Raw genomic sequence first — 18,647 nt, forward strand, 5'->3', positions numbered from 1 at the left:
GCTTCAGCAAAAGCGACAGTGGGACCGACCGCGGCCCGCAGTCAGGATTTTCTGTACGATGAAGCGGGTCTCCCGCGGTCTGACGGAAACAACACCGCCTGACGGCAGCCCCCTGGTCCTCAACCTTTCCCCGACCACCGGTTCCGCAGCCGGCGCAGCCAGACCGGCAGAAGTGGGGTGGGGAGCGGGGCGCCCAGGATGCGGTCGGGGGCGTCGACGATCGCGGCGGCGGCGCCGGCGCGGATCAGCCGGCGCAGGCGGCGGCGGCTGTCGGTGCCATAGACCAGCACCAGCGGCGGATCGGCGCGGCTGCGGAGCGCCCTGATCGCGCGCGGGCCGAAGCGGCGGGCGTTCACCACCACCAGATCCGCCTTAGCGATCACCCCGGCCATCGCGGCGGCATCGGCCGGCCGGCGCAGCACCGGCCCGACCGGCAGGGTCGGCAACAGGCGCGCGGCCAGGCTCATCACCGCCGCCGAGGTCGAGGTCACCACCAGCCGGCCGGGGGGCAAAGGCGCGGCCTCGATCGCGCGCGCCACGGCGGTCACCAGCCCGACTGCCGCGTCTTCCCCCGCCTCAGCCGGCGGCTTCAGTTCCAGATTGAGACCAAGCCCGATCCGGGCGGCCAGCGCCAGGGCGCGGGCCAGGGTGGCCGGCGGCTCTGCCACCGCCCCTGCCCCGAACCAGAGCGCCGCATCCATGCGGGCAAGGTCTGCCGCCGCCACGGCCGCGAGCGGCCCGCTGCCGCTGGTGGTGGCGTCGAGATCCGGGTCATGCAGCAGCACCGGCGTGCCGCAGCCGGTCAGCCGCACATCCACCTCGGCCCAGTCGGTGCCAAGCATCGGCACGCCGGCCAGGGCCTGAAGCGTGTTCTCGGGCGCATGGGCGCCCCCGCCGCGATGGGCGATCAGCCGCCCGCGCGGCAGCAGGACCGGCCGGCGCGCCACCGGTTCAGCGCGATACCGGCGGCGCGGGGCTCTCTGCGGTCTTGCGCAGGTCCAGCACCACTTCGACCACGTCGTCTTCCAGCGAATCGCGCACGGTGAAGCCCAGCGTGACCATCAGCTTGCGCATCGGCCGGTTGTCGCGCAGCACCTGCCCCACGATCCGGTGGATGCCGCGGGCCCGGCAATAGGCGATCACCTTGTTCATCAGCCGGATGCCCAGGCCGCGGCCCTTCAGGTCCGATCGCACCACCACGGCGAATTCGGCATCCACCGCATCCGGATCGAACACCACCCGCACCACGCCCACCGTCTCGGCCCCGGTCTCGTCGGGCAGCACGCCGGGCTTCACCGGCGGGATGTCGCCGCCGTCGAAGCGGGTGCGGGCGATGAAGGCCATCTCGCGGTCGTAATCGATCTGGGTGAAGCGGGCCATTTCGGTGTGGCTGAACTCGCGCACCACGCCGAAGAAGCGGTAGCGGATGTCCTCGGGCGTCAGATGGCGGACGAAATCCTGATGGCCGGGCTCGTCCTCGGGCCGGATCGGGCGCAGCACCGCATGGCGGCCGTCGGCCATCGTCACCGTTTCCACCAGATCCAGCGGATAGGGCCGGATGGCCAGCGGGTTGCGGGCGCCGCCGCCGGGGAAGACCTCGACATGGGCGTCCAGCACCAGCACGCCCATGTCGTCGGCGATCAGCGGGTTGACGTCCAGGCTGCGCATCTCGGGCAGGTCGACCACCATCTGTGCCACGCGGATCAGCACGCCCGAAATCTCGTCCAGATCCGCCGCCGGCCGGTCGCGATAGCCCAGCAGCAGCTTGTGCACCCGGGTGCGCATCATCAGCTCGCGCGCCAGCACGGTGTTCAGCGGCGGCAGGGCCAGGGCCCGGTCGTCGACCAGTTCCTCGGCGGTGCCGCCCTGGCCGAAGCTGATCACCGGGCCGAAGACGGGGTCGTGGATCACGGCGATCCGCAGCTCGTGCGCCCGCGGCCGGCGGATCATCCGCTGCACCAGAAAACCGTCCAGCGGCGCGCCGGGCGCGCGGGTGCGCAGCCGCTCGGCCAGGCTGGCGGCGGCACCGCGCACCTCGTCGGCATTCTGCAGGTCGACCACCACACCGCCCACCTCGCTCTTGTGGGTGATGCCGCTGGAGGCGACCTTCAGCACCGCCGGGAAGCCCAGCGCCGCGGCGGCGGCCACCGCCGCCTCGGCATCGGCCGCAAGCCGGGTCTCGATGGTCGCGATGCCATAGGCGCCGAGTATCCGGCCGGCCTCGATCTCGGTCAGCCGGCTGCGGCCTTCGGCACGCGCGCCGGCGATCACCGCCCGGGCGGCCGCGACATCCGGCGTGAAGGTCTCGGGCACCGAGGACGGCGTCTCCATCAGCATGTCCTGGATCCGGCGATAGCCGACCCGGTGCATGAAGCCGCGCACGGCATGATGGGGCGTGTCATAGGTGGCGATGCCGGCCTCGTTCAGCACCCGGCGGGCCGGGGCCGCGCCCTGCCCGCCCAGCCAGCTGGTCAGGATCGGCCGGCGGGTGCGCTCCGCCGCCTTGGTCACCACCCGGGCGACATCGGCGCCGTCGGCAACGCCGGTCGGCGCATGCAGCACCAGGACCGCATCGGCCCCCTTGTCCTCCAGCAGGATGTCCAGCGCCTCGGCATAGCGCGCGGCATCGGAATCGCCGCCGATATCGACCGGATTGCCGCCCGACCACACCCCCGGCAGCACGCCGTCGAGCTTCGCCACGGTTTCGGGTGCCAACTCCGCCAGGCTGCCGCCGGCGGCGATCAGGCTGTCGACCGCCATCACCCCCGGCCCGCCGCCATTGGACAGGATGGCCAGCCGGTCGCCGCGCGGCGGCTGCAACCGGTGCAGGGTCTCGACCGCGTCGAACAGCTCGTCGATCTCGCCCACGCGCAGAATGCCGGCGCGGCGCAGCGCCGCCTCGTAGACCTCGTCCTCGCCGGTCGCGGCGCCGGAATGGGTAAAGGCCGCGCGGGCGCCTGCCGGTACCCGGCCGGATTTGATCGCCAGCACCGGCTTGTTGCGCGCCGCCGCCCGCGCCGCCGACAGGAAGCGGCGGGCGGAATCGATCGCTTCGACATAAAGCAGGATCGCGCGGGTGGCGGGGTCGCCGGCCAGATAGTCGATCACGTCGGCGAAACCGACATCGCGGCAGTCGCCCAGGCTGATCATGGCCGAAAAGCCGATGCCGTGGGCGACGGCATGGTCCATGACCGCGGTGCCGATCGCGCCCGACTGGGTCAGGAAGGCGATGCGCCCGCGCGGCACCCGGGCGGGCGCGAAGCTGGCGTTCAGCCCCACTTTCGGCACCACCAGCCCCAGCGTGTTGGGGCCCACCAGGCGCAGCCCCGTCGGCCGCGCCGCCTCTACCGCCGCCTGGGCGAGCGAGGCGCCGCCTGCGGTATAGGTCCGCCCCAGCCCCGCCCCGATCAGCACCGCGGCACGCACGCCGCGCTGGCCCGCCTGGCGGACCATCTCCGGCACCTGTTCGGGCGGGGTGCAGATCAGCGCCAGATCGGGCGTCACCGGCAGATCGGCGATGGTGCGATAGGCCAGCACGCCTTCAACCGAATTGTAGCGCGGGTTGACCGGCATGATCGGGCCGGCGAAACCGCCATCCAGCAGGTTGCGCATCACCATGCGCCCCACGCTGCCCGGCCGGGTGCTGGCGCCGATCACGGCCACCGCCTTGGGGTCGAAGATCGCGTCGAGATTTCGGATGGTCATGTGGGTGGCCGCTCCGGTCCGGTCGCCGCGGATGTGATGCACATCACCCTATATCAGGATGGCGTCGATCGCGAGACGGTGCGTCGTCGTGGCGCGGCTGCCCACGGGCTACGGCGTCCGTCAGCGCGCCCAGACGAAGGCCGGCAGCATGGCGGTGGGCATGAAGCCCTCTTCGGCGCAGACCCGTTCGGCCCGGTCTGCGTCGGGCAGGTCGCCATGGGCCAGGCCCAGCTTCTCGGCCATGATGCCGCCGGCGATGAAATAGCCCGGGATGCCGAAGCCGGTGGCCCCCTGGATATCGGTATGGGGGCCGTCGCCGACGGCGGCCACCCGCTCGCGCGGCAGGTCCAGAATGGTCAGGCAGCGCTCGTAGACCGAGGCATAGGGCTTGCCGAACGAGATCACCTTGCCGCCGAGCCGCTCATAGGCCTCGGCCATCACGCCCGCGCAGGGAAACCGCGAACCGTCGATGCGCACGATCACCATGTCCGGATTGGCGCAGATCATCGGCAGGCCGCGGGCGGCCGCCGCTTCCAGTGCCGGCATCAGCGGTTCCAGCCGCGGATCCTCGTCGTCGAAGCCGGTGTTGAGCACCAGATCGGCCCCGGCGGCATCGTCGACGTCGACGAAGGGCAGGTCGTCGAGCAGGCCGGCATCGCGCGGCGGGCCCAGATGCAGCACCCGCCGGCCGATCTCCCCCGCCGCCAGCATGGCGGCTGCGGCATCGCGCGCGGTTTCGCCCGACGACACCACCCCGTCATAGAGGCCGCGATCGACGCCGAAACGGTCCAGCTGCTCGATCACCCGCGAGGCCCGGCGGGGCGCATTGGTCAGGAACACGATCCGCCGGCCGGTTTCGCGCAGCCGGGTCAGGCAGTCGACGGCGCCGGGATAGAGCTGGCGGCCGTCATGGATCACACCCCAGAGGTCGAGGATGAAACCGTCATGGGCGGGCGCGATGGCGGCGACGCCATCATATACGGTCATGGACATCGGAGAGGCGGATCCGTTCTGGGCAGCGGGGAGGGAGAGGGCGGGGGGAGGGAGAGGGCGGGCAGGTCAGCCGAGGCGCCGCGGTTCGCCGAACAGATAGCCCGCACCGTATTCGATGCCAAGGTCCAAGAGGTCGATCAGCCGCTGCTCGTCGTCGATATGGTCGACCACCACCCGGATGCTGCGGGCGCGCAGTTCGCGCAGCAGGTCGCGGAAGGCGGCCGCCCCGTCGGGCGTGCGGGCGCCGGCCAGCGCCACCGCGGCCGGGATCTTCACATAGGCGAGCAGCCGGCCGCGGGCGAGGATATCGGTGCTCATCCGCTTCGGGTCGACCCCGTCGGCCAGGAAGCGGCAGCCCAGCCGTGTCAGCCGCTGCAGCGCCTCGATCTGCGGATCGCCGAGCGCCATCCAGGTCGTGGCCGGGGCGGCGACGATCACCGAGGACGGCACGCCCGCATCCTCGGCCAGATAATCGGCCAGATCCTCGTGCACCAGCGGGTCGGCCAGGCCGTGGCCGGTGACATAGGCCACCACCGGCAGGTTCGGCTCCCCCGCCCTGGGCCGGCGGCCGACGCGCAGTGCGCGCAGCAGAAGATGGTTGTCCAGCCGCTGGGCCAGCCCCGGCACCTTGGCCCGGTCCTCCACCACATCCAGGCCGATCACGCGGCCGTCGGGGCCGTGGACCACGGCGCGGGCCTCGACCAGCGCCGGGCGCCGGCTGGGCAGGCGGACGATGGAGGTCACCATCACGTCGATCGCCCCGGCACCGACCGCGGCATCCAGCACCGCTTCGGGGTCGAGCGGCGGCATCGGCGGCGGCGGGCGCGTGTCGGCAGGGCTGGCCTGGGCCGTGGCCCGGGCGGTCGCGGTGGCGCGGGCGGGCCCCGTCGCCGGCTCGCGCCGGTTGCGGGCCAGTTCGGGCAGCAGGCGCTGCAGGCTGCGCAGCTCGTCGACCAGATCGCCCGACTGGCCGCCGCTCTCGATCCGGGCGACCCGGTCCGACAGGGCGCGAAGGTCGATGGCCAGCTGCATCCGCTCCCGCTTTTCGACCGCAAGCCTGGACAGCAGGGCGACGACCAGATGGGCCAGCGCCAGGCCGCCCGAGGCCGCCGCCCAGACGATCAGCCGGAACAGCACGCCTTCGGCGGGGATCAGGGCGGCGGGCAGCAGACCCACGGCGGCATAGCCGGCCATGTACAGACGGTCGCGCCGGTCGAGCGCGAAGGGCTCCACCGGCGGTGGCACCGGCCGGCCGGTTACGTCGACGGCATCGACATCCCCCAGGACATCGTCCTCGACCAGGTCTTCGGGGGCGATCCGTGGTTCACGCCGCCCGGCCGACGATCTCCCCAACATCCCTTACCCCCTCGGCGGCGATGCGCCGGTTCAGGCCTTCGACGATCCGCCCGACCAGCCCCGGCCCCTCATAGACCAGCGCCGAATAGAGCTGGAGCAGGTCGGCGCCGGCCGCTAGCCGGTCCCAGGCATCGTCGGCGGTCTCGATCCCGCCGACGCCGATGATCGGCATGGTGCCGTCCAGCGCCCGGAACACCTCGCGGGTCAGCGCCAGGGCCCGGGCCTTCAGCGGCCGCCCCGACAGGCCGCCGGTCTGGCCGCGATGGGGGCTTTGCAGCGTGTCCGGCCGGGCGATGGTGGTGTTGGCGACCACCATGCCGTCGATCCCGGCATCGCGGGCGGCATCCACCGTGTCGGCCAGGCCCGCCTCGTCCAGATCGGGGGCGATCTTGACCAGGATCGGCGGCCGCGCCGTGCCGGCGATCCCCTGGTCGCGCGCCGCCTTCAGGCCGCCGAGCAGGCCCGAGAGATGCGCCCGCCCCTGCAGGTCGCGCAGCCCCGGCGTGTTGGGCGACGAGACGTTCACCACCACCGCGTCGACCAGCGGCCCCAGCTTCGCGAGCCCCGCGGTATAATCGGCCAGCGCATCCTCGCTGGTCTTGTTCTTGCCCAGATTGGCGAAGACCGGGCCGGTCGTCCGCCGGCGCGGGGCGCGGGCGGCCAGCCGGCCGGCCACCACCTCCAGCCCGTCATTGTTGAAGCCCATGCGGTTGATCACCGCCCGGTCCTCGGTCAGCCGGAACAGCCGCGGCCGGTCGTTGCCCGGCTGGGGCCTGGGCGTCACGCCGCCGATCTCGATGAAGGCGAAGCCATAGCCGAACAGCGCATCCACGGCGACCGCGTTCTTGTCGTAGCCGGCGGCCAGGCCCAGCGGATGGGCGAAATCCAGCCCCCAGAGCCGGCGGCCGAGCGCCGGCACCGGCCGGGCCGGGTGCGGCGGCACCGCCAGCCGGGCCAGGCCGCTGGTCAGGCCGAACAGCGACAGGCCGTGGGCGCGTTCCGGGTCCAGGCGATAGACGAGCGGCGCAAGCCGCCCCCAGGCATCGCTCATGCCCCGGCTCCGCCGGCCCCGGCATGGGCGGGGAAGATGTGCAGCCCGTCGGGGCCCAGCGGCAGCGGATCGGTGCGCACCACCGCCACCGACGGCAGCGGCCCGTAGATATGCGGAAACAGCTGCCCCCCGCGGGACGGTTCCCAGCGCAGCAGCGCGCCCAGCCGGCGGACGTCGATCGTCAGCAGCAGCAGATCGTCCCGGCCCTTCAGATGCAGCCGGGCGGTTTCGGCCAGCTGACCAGCGGTGGAACAGTGGATGAAGCCGTCTGTCTCGCACAGCCGGCCGCCCCGATAGGCACCCGGATTGGCCGCCGCCCAGCGTGCCGCCTCGGCGAAATGAAAGATCCAGCCCTTGTCCTCGCCCGCCTGGGCGGGCCGGTCGGTGATGTCGGTCATCGGTCGTCTCCCGCCATGGTCTCTCCCCGTCGCATGGTCTCCGCCGTCCGGATCGTCATGCAACCCGCGCCGCAAGGCGCCTGTCCAGCCCGTCGACCAGCCAGCCGTCCAGCTTGTCCAGGAAGGTGATGCACTGGTCCAGCTGTTCGCGGGCGACGAATTCGTCCGCCCGATGGGCCTGGTCGATGCTGCCCGGCCCGCAGACCACCACCGGCACGCCGGCGCGCTGGAAAATGCCGGCCTCGGTGGCGAAGGCCACCACATGGGTGCTGTTGCTGCCGGTCAGCGCCAGCGCCATCGCCTCGGCCGGGCTGTCGGCCTCGGGCGTCAGCGGCTCGACGTTCACGTCCACCACCGTGGTCACGCCGGCCTCGTCCGACACCGCCTTCAGCCGCGGCAGCACCTCGGTCTCCACCCGTGCATCCAGGCGACGGACGATGTCGTCGATCGAATGACCGGGCATCAGCCGGGCCGACCAGTCCAGTTCGGCATCGCGGGGGATGATGTTGACGGCGGCACCGCCCCGCACCATCACCGCGGTCACGGTGGTATAGGGCGGCTCGAAACCGCTGTCGGGCTGGCCGATCCCGGCATATTCGGCCTCCAGCTCCTCAAGGAAGCCGGTGATGCGGGCCGCGGCCGAAATCGCATTGGCACCCAGATGCGGCTGCGAACTGTGTGCCTCCACCCCGGTCACCCGGGTGCGGCACAGGCAGACGCCCTTATGCGCCGTCACCACCCGCATCGAGGTCGGCTCCCCAACCACCGCCAGCCGCGGCCGGGCGGCAAGGCCCCGGATGTGGCGGGCAAGGTCGGGGGCGCCCATACAGGCGACCTCTTCGTCATAGGTGAAGGCGAAATGCACCGGGTCGGTCAGCGGCAGGGCCGCCCAGTCGGGCAGCTTGGCCAGCACGCAGGCGATGAAGCCCTTCATGTCGCAGGTGCCGCGCCCCAGCATCAGCCCGCCGCGTTCGGTCAGCCGGAACGGGTTGGTCGTCCAGGGCTGGCCGTCCACAGGCACCACGTCGGTATGGCCGGCCAGCATGACGCCGCCCCGGCCGTCGGGGCCGAGGGTCGCGAAGATATTCGCCTTGGTGCCGTCGGCCGAGGGGATGCGCTCGTGCCGCACCCCATAGAGATCCAGCCAGCTTTCGACGAAGGCGATCAGCGGCAGGTTGCTGTAGCGGCTGGTGGTATCGAAGGCGATCAGCCGCGCCAGCAGCGCATCGCGCCGGGCGGCAGCCGTCGGCAGGGCGGCGATCAGGGCCGCGGCTTCGGCATCCGGTACCGCCGGGTCGGCCGCCGGGCCGATCCGGCCGGCGAGGTCAATCGAGGCGTCCATGGCAGACGGCGACCTTCAGGGAGGGAGGCTGACAGAGAAGGAAGCTGGCAGACGGAGAGAGCGGCCATCACGGCGACATGTGCACCTGCGAAGACCGTTCCGGTTTCTCAAACCGTAAACAGGTCCGGGCTTCGGCGCAACGGAGGCGGCAGGGTCACCCCCGCCAGTAGGCGCGGGTGAACAGGACCAGCACGGTGAACAGCTCCAGCCGGCCGAGCAGCATGGCGAAGGCCAGAACCGTCAGCACCGGGTCGGTCATGGTGGCATAATTGCCGGCCGGGCCGATGATCGGCCCAAGCCCGGGGCCGACATTGGCCAGCGCCTGGGACACCGCGGTGGCGGCGGTGATGAAGTCCACCCCCAGCAGCGCCACCACGATCGACAGCACCACGAAGACCGCGAAGAAGACGGTGGTGAAGCTCAACACCGACAGCAGAATGGCTTCGGGCACCGGCCTGCGGTTGTAGGTGGGCACGATCACCGCATTCGGGTGGACCAGCTGGCGGAGATGGCGCCGGGCCGCCGTCACCAGGATCACGAAGCGGAAGACCTTGATGCCGCCCGAGGTGGAGCCGGTGCAGCCGCCGACCAGGATCAGCCAGAAAAACACCGCGAAGGGGAACGTGCCCCACAGATTGTAATCGGCTGTGGCAAAGCCCGTGGTGGTGATGACCGAGACCACGTTGAACAGCGACACGCGCAGCGCCTGCAGGGGCGCCACATGTTCATGCAGCACCAGCCACAGGCTGAGCGTCACGGTCCAGACCAGAATGGCGAGGAAGAAGGCCCGGACCTGGGTGTCGCGCCACAGCGCATCGCGATCCTGGCCGAGCACCCGGATATAGAGCACGAAGGGCAGGGCGCCGCCGATCATGAACACCACGATGATCATCTCGATCAGCGGGCTGTCGAAATGGCCGATCGAGGCGTCGGAGGTGGAGAAACCGCCGGTGGAGACGGTCGCCATGGCATGGACCAGCGCCTCGAACCCGGTCATGCCTGCCGCCCAGAGCAGCGCCATGCAGGCCAGCGTCATCACCACATAGACCCGGCCGAAGGCCGCTGCCAGCTGGGCGGCCCGCGGCACGATCTTTTCGGAATTGTCCGAGCTTTCGGTCCGGAACAGCTGCATGCCGCCGATGCGGAGCATGGGCATGATCGCGACCGAGGTGACGATGATGCCGATGCCGCCCAGCCAGTGCAGCATGCCGCGCCAGATCAGCACCCCGGGCGGGGCGGTGTCCAGGCCCGACAGCACCGTCGATCCGGTGGTGGTCAGCCCCGACATGGATTCGAAGAACGCGCCCGCATAGGTGATATGGGGCGATGCGAACAGCAGCGGCAGCGCCGCGAAGGCCGCCACCGACAGCCAGGAAAGCGTGGTGGTCAGAAAGGCATGGCGCAGGCTGAGCGAGGTGGGGTGCGCGGTGCGCGTGGTCAGCACCAGGCTGACGCCGGCGAAGATGGTCACCAGCGACGACACCACGAAGACCGACCAGTCGGGACTGGCCGCCACGGCATCGAAGGCCGCCGGGACCAGCATGGTGGCGCCCAGCAGTGCCAGCAGCACGCCGATGATGAACAGCACCGGCTTGACGTCGATCACGGCCGCGGACCCCCGAGCAGTGCGGCGCCCCTGATCAGGCGCACGGAACCCAAGCCGCACCCCCGATCGGGCATGCGGCGCCGCCCGCGATGATCGGGGAAAGCGTCGCGGCTGTCCACGCCCGAGGTGACGCCACCATCAGGGACGGTTCCGTCAAACACGACACCCCTGCCCATCCGTGAACAGGCAGGGGTGTCTCGACAGCCGGGTTGAGGGCAATGCCCCGCGCCGTTGTCAGAACCCGGCCGGATTGCCGATCAGGGTCAGGAATTCGCGGCGCAGCGTCGGGTTGTGGCGGAACTCGCCCAGCATGCGGCTGGTCACCATGCTCACCCCCGGCTTGTGAACGCCGCGGGTGCTCATGCACTGGTGTTCGGCCTCGATCACCACGGCCACGCCCTTGGGCTGCAGCACTTCCTCGATCGCATTGGCGATCTGCGAGGTCAGCTTCTCCTGGATCTGCAGGCGCTTCGAGAAGGCCTCCACCACGCGGGCGAGCTTGGAAATGCCCACCACGCGGCTGCGCGGCAGATAGGCCACATGGGCGACGCCGATGATCGGCACCATGTGATGCTCGCAATAGCTCTCGATCCGGATGCCACGCAGGGCGACGACCTCGTCATAGCCGTCGGTCTCTTCGAAGGTCCGCTGCAGGATCTCGACCGGATCCTGAACATAGCCCGCGAAGAATTCCTCGTAAGACCGCACCACGCGGTCGGGCGTGGACAGCAGGCCCTCGCGGTCCGGGTCGTCGCCCGCCCAGCGGATCAGGGTCCGCACGGCGGCTTCCGCCTCGGCGCGGCTGGGGCGGCCTTCGGGGGCAGCGGCCTTGGGCGCCTCGGATGCGCCGACCTCTGCCGGGCCTCCCATTTTCACGGCCACGACGTTTTCACGTGTCATCTGACGTGCAACTCCCAGGGTGCGGCCGGCAGGTGCGCAGCGGGCCCACGCGAACGGCGGGGGACGGCGCATCGGGCTTCCGGCCGTGTGCGGATTCCGTTTCGTTTACGCAAGCCCGCAACCGATGGATCACCGGGGTGGAGAGCGTATCGCGACGGAGCCGCGATGGTGTGGGCCGGCGAGCCGCGATACGGCGGATCATCCTGCCCACGATCCGAAGCACATATCAACCATTGATTGCTGATGATGTGTTCGACGTAACTCTGACTATAGGTCGCAGCGCAGGCACCTGCAAGCGCGGGCCACGGCAGAACCGGGATCGGACTCAGTTGATCGTGTGCGCCGCATGGGGGCTGTCGAGCGAAAAGGTCGGGATCTGGACCTCGAAGGTTTCGCCGCCGGCGCTCTCCATCTGGTAGCTGCCGCCCATGATGCCCGAAGGCGTGGTGAGCGGCGCCCCGCTGGTGTATTCGAAGCTCTCGCCCGGCGCCAGCACCGGCTGTTCGCCGACCACACCCGCACCGCGAACCTCCTGCAGCCGGCCCAGGCCGTCGATGATCCGCCAGTGGCGGGCACGCAGCTGCACCGTCTCGTCGCCGTGGTTCTCGATCCGGATGCGATAGGCGAAGACGAACTGCCCGTCCTCGGGCGAGGACTGGTCGTCGACGTAGAACGGGCGCACCGCCACCATGATCGAGCGGGTGGTCGCGCTGTATTCGTGGTCCGCCGCCATGGGTCCTACCTGCTGCAACGTGGATCGACGGGCCCGGAAGGGGCCCGGACAGGGAATATCGCGACCCATGCAACCGATTTCCAGGGCGGAGCGCAAGCGGTGATGCCCCCAAGATGTCGGGACGGGGTGTCCCGACACCCGTTTCAGGGGCAGCAATGGCCTCAGGCGGCGTCGAGTGCCGCCGCCAGATCGGCCGCCAGATCCTCGACATCCTCAAGCCCGATCGACACCCGGACCAGGCCGTCGCCGATGCCCACCGCCGCCCGCACCTCGGCCGGCAGCCGCTGATGGGTGGTGGTGGCGGGATGGGTCGCCAGCGTCTTGGCGTCGCCCAGATTGTTGGAGATGTCGGCAATCTCCAGCCGGTTCAGGAAGCGGAAGGCCGCCTCCTTGCCGCCCTTGAAATCGAAGGCCAGCAGCGTGCCGCCGCCCGCCATCTGCCGCCGGGCCAGATCATGGCCGGGATGGGAGGCAAGTCCCGGATAGACCAGCCGGTTGAGGGCGGGATGGCCCTCGAAACGGCGGGCGAGGGTGGTGGCGCTGCGGGTCTGTTCCCGCACCCTGAGCGGCAGCGTCTCCAGCCCCTTCAGCAGCACCCAGGCGTTGAAGGCGCTGAGGGTCGGGCCGGTATGGCGCAGGAAGTCGCGCAGCGCCCCGTCGCAGAACGCCTCGCTGGCCAGGATCGCCCCGCCCAGCACCCGGCCCTGGCCGTCGATATGCTTGGTGGCGGAATAGACCACCACATCGGCGCCCAGCGCCATCGGCTTCTGCAGGATCGGGGTCGCGAAGACGTTGTCGACCACCAGCGTCGCGCCATGGGCATGGGCGATCTCGGCCACCGCCGCCAGGTCGATCAGCTCCAGCTGCGGGTTGGACGGCGTCTCCAGGAAGAACAGCTTGGTCTCGGGGCGCACCGCCGCCGCCCAGGCGTCGAGATCGGCACCGCGCACGAAGCTGGTGGTGATGCCGAAGCGCGGCAGCAGTTCGGCCAGGATGTACTGGCAGGATCCGAACAGCGCCTCGGCCGCCACGATATGGTCGCCGGCGCGAAGCTGGCAGATCAGCGCATTCCACACCGCCGACATGCCCGACGCGGTCGCCCGGCAGGCCTCGGCACCTTCCAGCGCCGCCAGGCGGGCCTCGAAGGTCCGCACCGTCGGATTGCCGTAGCGGCTGTAGACGAAGCCCGGCTCTTCGCCGCGGAACCGCGCCTCGGCGCGGGCGGCGTCGTCATAGACATAGCCCGAATTCAGGAACAGCGCCTCGGCGGTCTCGCCATGGGGGCTGCGGTCCAGCCCGGCGCGTACCGCCAGCGTCGCAAGCCCGCGTGTCGCAAGCCCGCGCTCTGCCGCGGCTTCCGTTCCGGCCGCAGCCGCCGTGGCCTTCCACAATCCGTCGCCACAGTCGGCGTCGACATCCGTCCGGTCTTCGGTATCCCGCATGGTCTTCGGCCCACAAAAAAACCCGGCCTCTGGCCGGGTCTGCGCGTGAAGGGTTCGGTGCGCGGCCCCCGACCTTTTAGCGGCGTGATTAACGTGGTCCGCAAGCCGGCCGGCCCAAATCCCCACGATCGCCGCCAGGCCCTGCCCCGGCGACGCGACAGGCACGATACGCCCGCCCGCCACGGGGGGTCAAGTACCGATCATGTCAGGAGAATTCCCCATCCGGCGGATGGAGATGCAGGATCGGCCCGCCCGCCTCGGCGGCCTCGTCGGGATCATGGGTCACGATCAGCGCCGGCACACCACGCCTCCGCAGGCGGTCGAAGACCAGCGCCCTCAGGCGTGCGGCCAGCGGCCGGTCCAGCCGGGCGAAGGGTTCGTCCATCAGCACCGCCCGGGGATCCGCGGCCAGCATGCGCATCAGCGCCACCCGCGCCCGCTGCCCGCCCGACAGGGTCGCCGGATGTCGCCCGCCCAGCCCGTCCAGCCCGGCCTCGGCCAGCGCCGCGGCGATCCGGTCCCGCCGCGCCGCCCGGTCCAGCCCGGCCGGCAGGCCGAAACCGATATTGGCGGCCACCGTCAGATGCGGAAACAGCAGGTCGTCCTGCATCATCAGCCCCACCCGGCGCCGCTCGGGCGGCAGGTCGTCGATCGGCCTTCCGTCCAGAAGGATGCGGCCGCGCATGGCCACGACCGGGTCGGCGATGCCGGCGATCACCGCCAGCAGGGTCGATTTGCCGATGCCCGACGGCCCCAGCACCGCCCCGATCACCCCGGGCGACACGCCGAGGTTCAGCGGCCCCACCAGCCGGCGGCCGCCGATCGCCACCGCCACCTCCTCAAGCTCCAGGCTCATCGGCGCCTCCGGCCGCCGGCCGGCTCGGGGATCAGGCTCGCCAGCAGAAAGCCCGCCGCCGGCAGCAGGGCCAGCAGCAGGGCTGCCGCCGCCGCCGCCCGACGGTCCAGCCCGGCCGCCGCCGCCACCGCTTCGGTCGCCAGCAGCGGGATCCGGCCGCCACCGATCATCACCGCCGGCAGATACTGCGCCACCCCGGCCGAAAAGCCGATCGCCGCCGCCACCGCCAGCGGCCGTGCGGTCAGCGGCAGCATCACCGCCGCCCAGGCGCCGAAGCCGCTGCGGCCCAGGCTGCGGGCCAGCCGGCGCGGCCGCGGATCGGTCCGGCGATAGCTTTCGCGCAGCGCCAGAAAGACATAGGGAAACACCGTCGCCAGATGGCACCAGACCAGGGCAAGCCCGGTACCATCCAGGCCAAGCCGCAGCACGGGGCCCTGCAACCCGGCCAGAAACGCCGCCGGCGGCAGCAGCAGCGGCAGATAGATCAGCGCGTCGCCGGCGTCATTGGCAGGGCGGCTGGCGGCAGGGCGGCTGGCCCGGCCTTCCAGCAGCAGCAGGGCCAGCGGCACCGCGATGATCACCGGCAGCAGGGCATAGAGCGCGCTTGCCCCCGCCGCAGGGGCCAGACCGGCCGCCATGCCCGTCAGCCGTGCCGTCGACCAGCCGGCGGGCAGCGGGTCGGGGAAGCGCCAGACCGCGGCCCCGGCCCAGAAGACCAGCGTCACCACGGCCAGCACCGCCATCACCAGCACCAGCAGCCCCAACCCGGCGGCAAGGCGGGAGGCAAAGGGCGCCAGCGGCCGGCGGGGGCGGACGGTCAGCCGGTCCGCCCCGCCGCACCGCACCAGCCGTTCGATGCAAAGCCCGGCCAGGATCACCCCGACCGCCAGGATCAGCTGAAGCAGGGCGGCCGCGGCACCGGCCGCCGCGCGGGCCGGATCGGGGTCGAACAGCAGCGACAGGCTGCGCACCGCCAGCACCGGCGGCAGGCTGGGCCCCAGCACCAGCGCCATGTCGACCGTGCCCAGCCCATAGACCGCCACCGCCGCAACCGGCAGGCGCAGCAGCGGCCAGATCTGCGGCGCCACCACCCGCCACCAGGCGCTGGCGGCCGGCCAGCCCAGGCTGCGCGCCCGATCGAGTGCGGCGCGCGCGCCCACCCGTTCCTGCGCCGCGATGGTCAGCGCCAGCAGGAAGGGCATCTCTTTCACCACCAGCCCTGCGATCAGCGACAGCCCCCAGGCATCGCCGGGCAGCGGCAGATCGGGCGGCAGCGCCCGCCCGTCGGCGCGCGTATAGACCCAGCCGCCCGCCAGACGGAACAGCAGTCCCGTGGGCGCGATCAGGAAGGCGAGCCCCACCGCCACGGCGGCATGGGGGGCGGCCACCAGGACAAGGGCCAGCCGCTCGGTGGCCCCGGCCCGGCCGGGGCGTGCCGCGACCAGCGCCGCGATCGCCCCGGCAAGCGCCGCCGAGATCAGGGTCGCCGCCACCGCCACCAGAACCGAGGTCAGGATCGATCGTCCGATGCCCGGCTCGGCCGCCAGCAGCCGCCAGGCGGAAAGCGGGGCCGCGGCGACCGCCCCGACCAGCCCGCCCGCCAGCGGCGGTGCCAGCACCGCGGCCGCGATCCAGGGGGCGGCGGCCAGCAGCGGCGACCGCGCGGGCGGCGCCGCCGGCCGCCAGTCTCCGGCACCCGGCTGCCCGGTCACGCCCGGCTCAGCCGGCCAGATAGCGCCGCGCCCATTCGGCCTCCAGCCAGTCGGTCCAGCTGGGATGCGGCTCGGGGATGGCGGGGCCCAGCTCCTCTTCGCTCGGCCAGGCGGGGCCCAGATCGATGTCGCGGAACACCGCCCGGTCCTCTGCCGACAGCCGCCCGGCTGACAGCACGGTCATGTCGCCCCAGATCAGCGGATCCAGCTTGGCGGCCTGAACCTCGGGCGAGATCAGCATGTTGGCGAAGACCATCGCCCCCGCCTTGGCATCGGCATTGGCGGGAATGGCGATGAAATGGGCATTGGCGATGCTGCCGCCCGACCAGCCGATCACCCGGGTGGAGGCCGGCATCAGCCCCGAGGCGATGGCCGAGGCCGCCTGGCCCGGATGGAAGGTGAAGCCCAGATCCACCGCGCCATCGGCCTGCATCCGCTCCAGCGCCGGGCCGTTGGGCGGGAAGGCCCGCCCCTCGCGCCACATCGCCGGCCGGATCCGGTCGAGCCAGGCCCAGAGCGGCGCGGTCAGGCCCGGCGCCTTGGCCGGATCCACCGGGCGCGCCAGGGCCGGGCGCTTTTCCTTGGGCAGCAGCATGATCAGCATCTGCTTGAGGAAGGCGCTGCCGATGAAATCCGGCGGCGCCGGATAGGTGAAGCGGCCGGGATGGGCCTCGATCCAGTCGGCGAGGGCGGCGGGGCTGCGCGGCGGCTCGGGCGTCACCGTCCGGTCGTAGACCAGGCCGAACTGCGACAGCCCCCAGGGCACCTCGTAGCCGTCGACCGGCAATGACCCGTCGCGGGCAAGTGCCGGATTGGCCCCCAGATCGATGAAGCGGGCATTGGGCAGCCGGTCGAGCATCGGCCCCCAGAGCAGATCCGCCGTGCGCAGCGCCGCGAAATTCTCGCCGTTGATCCAGATGAGATCGACCGAACCGCCATCGGTCTTTCTCCCTGCCGCCGCCTCGGCCTTGATCCGGGCCACCGCCTCGGCGGTATCGGCCAGCTTCACAAGCTCGACGACGACATCGCAGCAGCCCTCGGTCTCGGCCGCCACGCGTTCGATGAATTCGTTGATGTCGGGATCACCGCCCCAGGCATTGAAGCGCACGGTCTGGCCGCGGGCCTCGTCCAGCACCGCCTGCCAGTCGGTCTGCGCCCGCAGCTGGGCCCCCTGGGGCTTCGGTGCCGGCTGCGGCGCGGGGGCCGTGGTCCCGGCCGCATGGGCCGCCGCCCCCCAGGCCAGCGCCACCGCCAGGGCCACCCGTCCTCCGATCCGCATCCACAGCGTCATCCCTCGGCATCCTCTTCCAGGCTGTCGGTCGTCTCAAGCATATGCCGGATCATCGGCGGGCGCACAAATCACGTCGGCGTGCGCGCATCTCCGCCCGCCGGCCCGCCCGCCGGATCACAGGTCATGGTCGAGACGTGATGGACCATCCGCGTCCGCTCGGCACCATCGACCGCATCGATGGTCAGGTCCAGCTGCTGGCGCAGCGGCAGGCCGGTTGCGGTGTCGTAGATCTCTTCCGTCACATAGTCCGACGACAGATAGCCCGCGCGCACCACCCCGGGCGCCACCTCGGTCATCTGATGCGACACGGTGCGGATCATCACCGCCGGGCGGCCGTCGATCTCCATGCCGCCCGCCACCACCCGGCTGCGTTCGGCGGCCTCGGGCCGGCGCACATAGACGCTTTGCGCCGGATCGGCCACCAGCGCCTGCTGGAACAGGGCGATCAGCGGCGGATCTGGCGGCACCGGCAGGTCGTCGCCCTGGTCGAGCGGCCGGCCATAGACGCCGGCCCCGCCCAGAAAGCCCAGATAGCCCGACAGCAGATAGGCGGGGCGAAGCGCGGGGTCGCGATCGGCATCCCCATCCATCCGCACCACCACCCGGCCCTCGGACGGCACCATGCGCGCGCCCACCGAGGCGTTGCGGAAGGCGGCGGCAAGCCGGACCGCGCCATCGTCCAGGGGGTGATAGGCAACCCCGACCGGGCCCTCGCTGCGGCTTTCCCGCGCGCCGATCCGCGGATCCAGCGTCGCCTGCATCGCCAGCCGGCAGTCGAGTTCGGTCTCAGCCCCAGGCCCTGCCAGCGTCACCGGCCCGTCGAAGGGCCGGACCGGTTCATCCGCCAGGAATGCCACCGGCGCCTTCGTCGCACAGGCGGCAAGCCCCAGCAGGGCCAGAACGGCGAGGTGGCGGCTGATCTGCGGCATCAGGGGCCCTCCTGCATCATCTGTCTTCCAGCTTCGGTCCCATACACGCCCGGAACGGCCGGAAGGTCAACCATGCAGAAACCATGGGCCCCACAGGCGGCGGCCGCATCTGCGGCCTTGATCGCGGCGGGGCGCCCGGCTATCTTGCCTGCACCGCGCGGGCGTAGTTCAGCGGTAGAACGTCAGCTTCCCAAGCTGAATGTCGTCGGTTCGATCCCGATCGCCCGCTCCAGTTTCAGAAAAACACCCCGCCAGGGCAGCCCTGGCGGGGTGTTTTCGTCTGCGGCGGATATGCGTGCAGCGCAAGCCCCGTGCAGGGGGCGACGCCCCCTG

At 71.5% G+C, this 18,647-nt stretch carries 15 protein-coding genes, 1 tRNA gene and 1 riboswitch; of the genes, 1 reads left to right on the forward strand and 15 read right to left on the reverse strand.

Annotated elements, in window-relative coordinates:
• Positions 1–119 precede the first annotated feature (119 nt).
• From WI697_RS01055 to WI697_RS01125, 15 genes are all read right to left on the reverse strand, one after another.
• Positions 120–947: a glycerophosphodiester phosphodiesterase family protein gene (locus WI697_RS01055; protein ID WP_345957100.1), complete on the reverse strand. Its 828-nt coding sequence runs from the start codon at positions 945–947 to the stop codon at positions 120–122.
• Positions 948–951: 4 nt separating this feature from the next.
• Complete coding sequence (locus WI697_RS01060) at positions 952–3,705, reverse strand: bifunctional acetate--CoA ligase family protein/GNAT family N-acetyltransferase (RefSeq protein ID WP_345957101.1); 2,754 nt, start codon at positions 3,703–3,705, stop codon at positions 952–954.
• A gap of 120 nt (positions 3,706–3,825) precedes the next feature.
• Positions 3,826–4,698 carry a TIGR01459 family HAD-type hydrolase gene (locus tag WI697_RS01065; protein WP_062768945.1) on the reverse strand — a complete coding sequence of 291 codons (873 nt, stop codon included), beginning with the start codon at positions 4,696–4,698 and terminating at the stop codon, positions 3,826–3,828.
• A gap of 66 nt (positions 4,699–4,764) precedes the next feature.
• Entirely contained in the window at positions 4,765–6,054 is a 1,290-nt protein-coding gene (locus WI697_RS01070) for an EAL domain-containing protein (protein ID WP_345957102.1), read from the reverse strand.
• A complete protein-coding gene (locus WI697_RS01075) occupies positions 6,023–7,105 on the reverse strand; it encodes a quinone-dependent dihydroorotate dehydrogenase (protein WP_345957103.1) in 1,083 nt (360 codons plus the stop codon). The genes WI697_RS01070 and WI697_RS01075 overlap by 32 nt, the downstream gene beginning before the upstream one ends.
• The gene (locus tag WI697_RS01080) at positions 7,102–7,503 is read right to left on the reverse strand and encodes a DUF952 domain-containing protein (RefSeq protein ID WP_345957104.1); all 402 of its coding nucleotides are present in this window, start codon (positions 7,501–7,503) and stop codon (positions 7,102–7,104) included. The genes WI697_RS01075 and WI697_RS01080 overlap by 4 nt, the downstream gene beginning before the upstream one ends.
• A gap of 55 nt (positions 7,504–7,558) precedes the next feature.
• Positions 7,559–8,845, reverse strand: a complete 1,287-nt coding sequence (argE, locus tag WI697_RS01085) for an acetylornithine deacetylase (protein WP_345957105.1) — start codon at positions 8,843–8,845, stop codon at positions 7,559–7,561.
• A gap of 154 nt (positions 8,846–8,999) precedes the next feature.
• Positions 9,000–10,451 carry a TrkH family potassium uptake protein gene (locus WI697_RS01090; protein WP_014746846.1) on the reverse strand — a complete coding sequence of 484 codons (1,452 nt, stop codon included), beginning with the start codon at positions 10,449–10,451 and terminating at the stop codon, positions 9,000–9,002.
• A 234-nt stretch (positions 10,452–10,685) separates the two neighbouring features.
• Positions 10,686–11,321, reverse strand: coding sequence for a GTP cyclohydrolase I FolE (gene folE / locus WI697_RS01095; protein WP_051045408.1), 636 nt, complete (start codon positions 11,319–11,321; stop codon positions 10,686–10,688).
• A 355-nt stretch (positions 11,322–11,676) separates the two neighbouring features.
• Positions 11,677–12,084 carry a Co2+/Mg2+ efflux protein ApaG gene (gene apaG / locus WI697_RS01100; RefSeq protein ID WP_062767251.1) on the reverse strand — a complete coding sequence of 136 codons (408 nt, stop codon included), beginning with the start codon at positions 12,082–12,084 and terminating at the stop codon, positions 11,677–11,679.
• Between the two features lie 161 nt (positions 12,085–12,245).
• Entirely contained in the window at positions 12,246–13,526 is a 1,281-nt protein-coding gene (gene metZ / locus WI697_RS01105; protein WP_156503298.1) for an O-succinylhomoserine sulfhydrylase, read from the reverse strand.
• A 56-nt stretch (positions 13,527–13,582) separates the two neighbouring features.
• Positions 13,583–13,662, reverse strand: a riboswitch (SAM riboswitch).
• A gap of 69 nt (positions 13,663–13,731) precedes the next feature.
• On the reverse strand, positions 13,732–14,382 hold the full coding sequence (locus tag WI697_RS01110) for an ATP-binding cassette domain-containing protein (protein ID WP_345957106.1): 651 nt from the start codon (positions 14,380–14,382) through the stop codon (positions 13,732–13,734).
• Positions 14,379–16,094: an ABC transporter permease family protein gene (locus WI697_RS01115; protein ID WP_345957107.1), complete on the reverse strand. Its 1,716-nt coding sequence runs from the start codon at positions 16,092–16,094 to the stop codon at positions 14,379–14,381. Before WI697_RS01115 ends, WI697_RS01110 begins: the two co-directional genes overlap by 4 nt.
• Positions 16,095–16,101: 7 nt before the next feature.
• Positions 16,102–17,385: an ABC transporter substrate-binding protein gene (locus tag WI697_RS01120; RefSeq protein WP_345957108.1), complete on the reverse strand. Its 1,284-nt coding sequence runs from the start codon at positions 17,383–17,385 to the stop codon at positions 16,102–16,104.
• 68 nt (positions 17,386–17,453) lie between these two features.
• Positions 17,454–18,314, reverse strand: coding sequence for a hypothetical protein (locus WI697_RS01125; protein ID WP_062769084.1), 861 nt, complete (start codon positions 18,312–18,314; stop codon positions 17,454–17,456).
• A 157-nt stretch (positions 18,315–18,471) separates the two neighbouring features.
• On the opposite strand from WI697_RS01125, the gene WI697_RS01130 reads away from it, so the two are divergent.
• Positions 18,472–18,546, forward strand: a tRNA-Gly gene (locus WI697_RS01130).
• Positions 18,547–18,647: the final 101 nt, after the last annotated feature.

This window comes from Tistrella mobilis (assembly GCF_039634785.1).
Lineage (GTDB): Bacteria > Pseudomonadota > Alphaproteobacteria > Tistrellales > Tistrellaceae > Tistrella > Tistrella mobilis.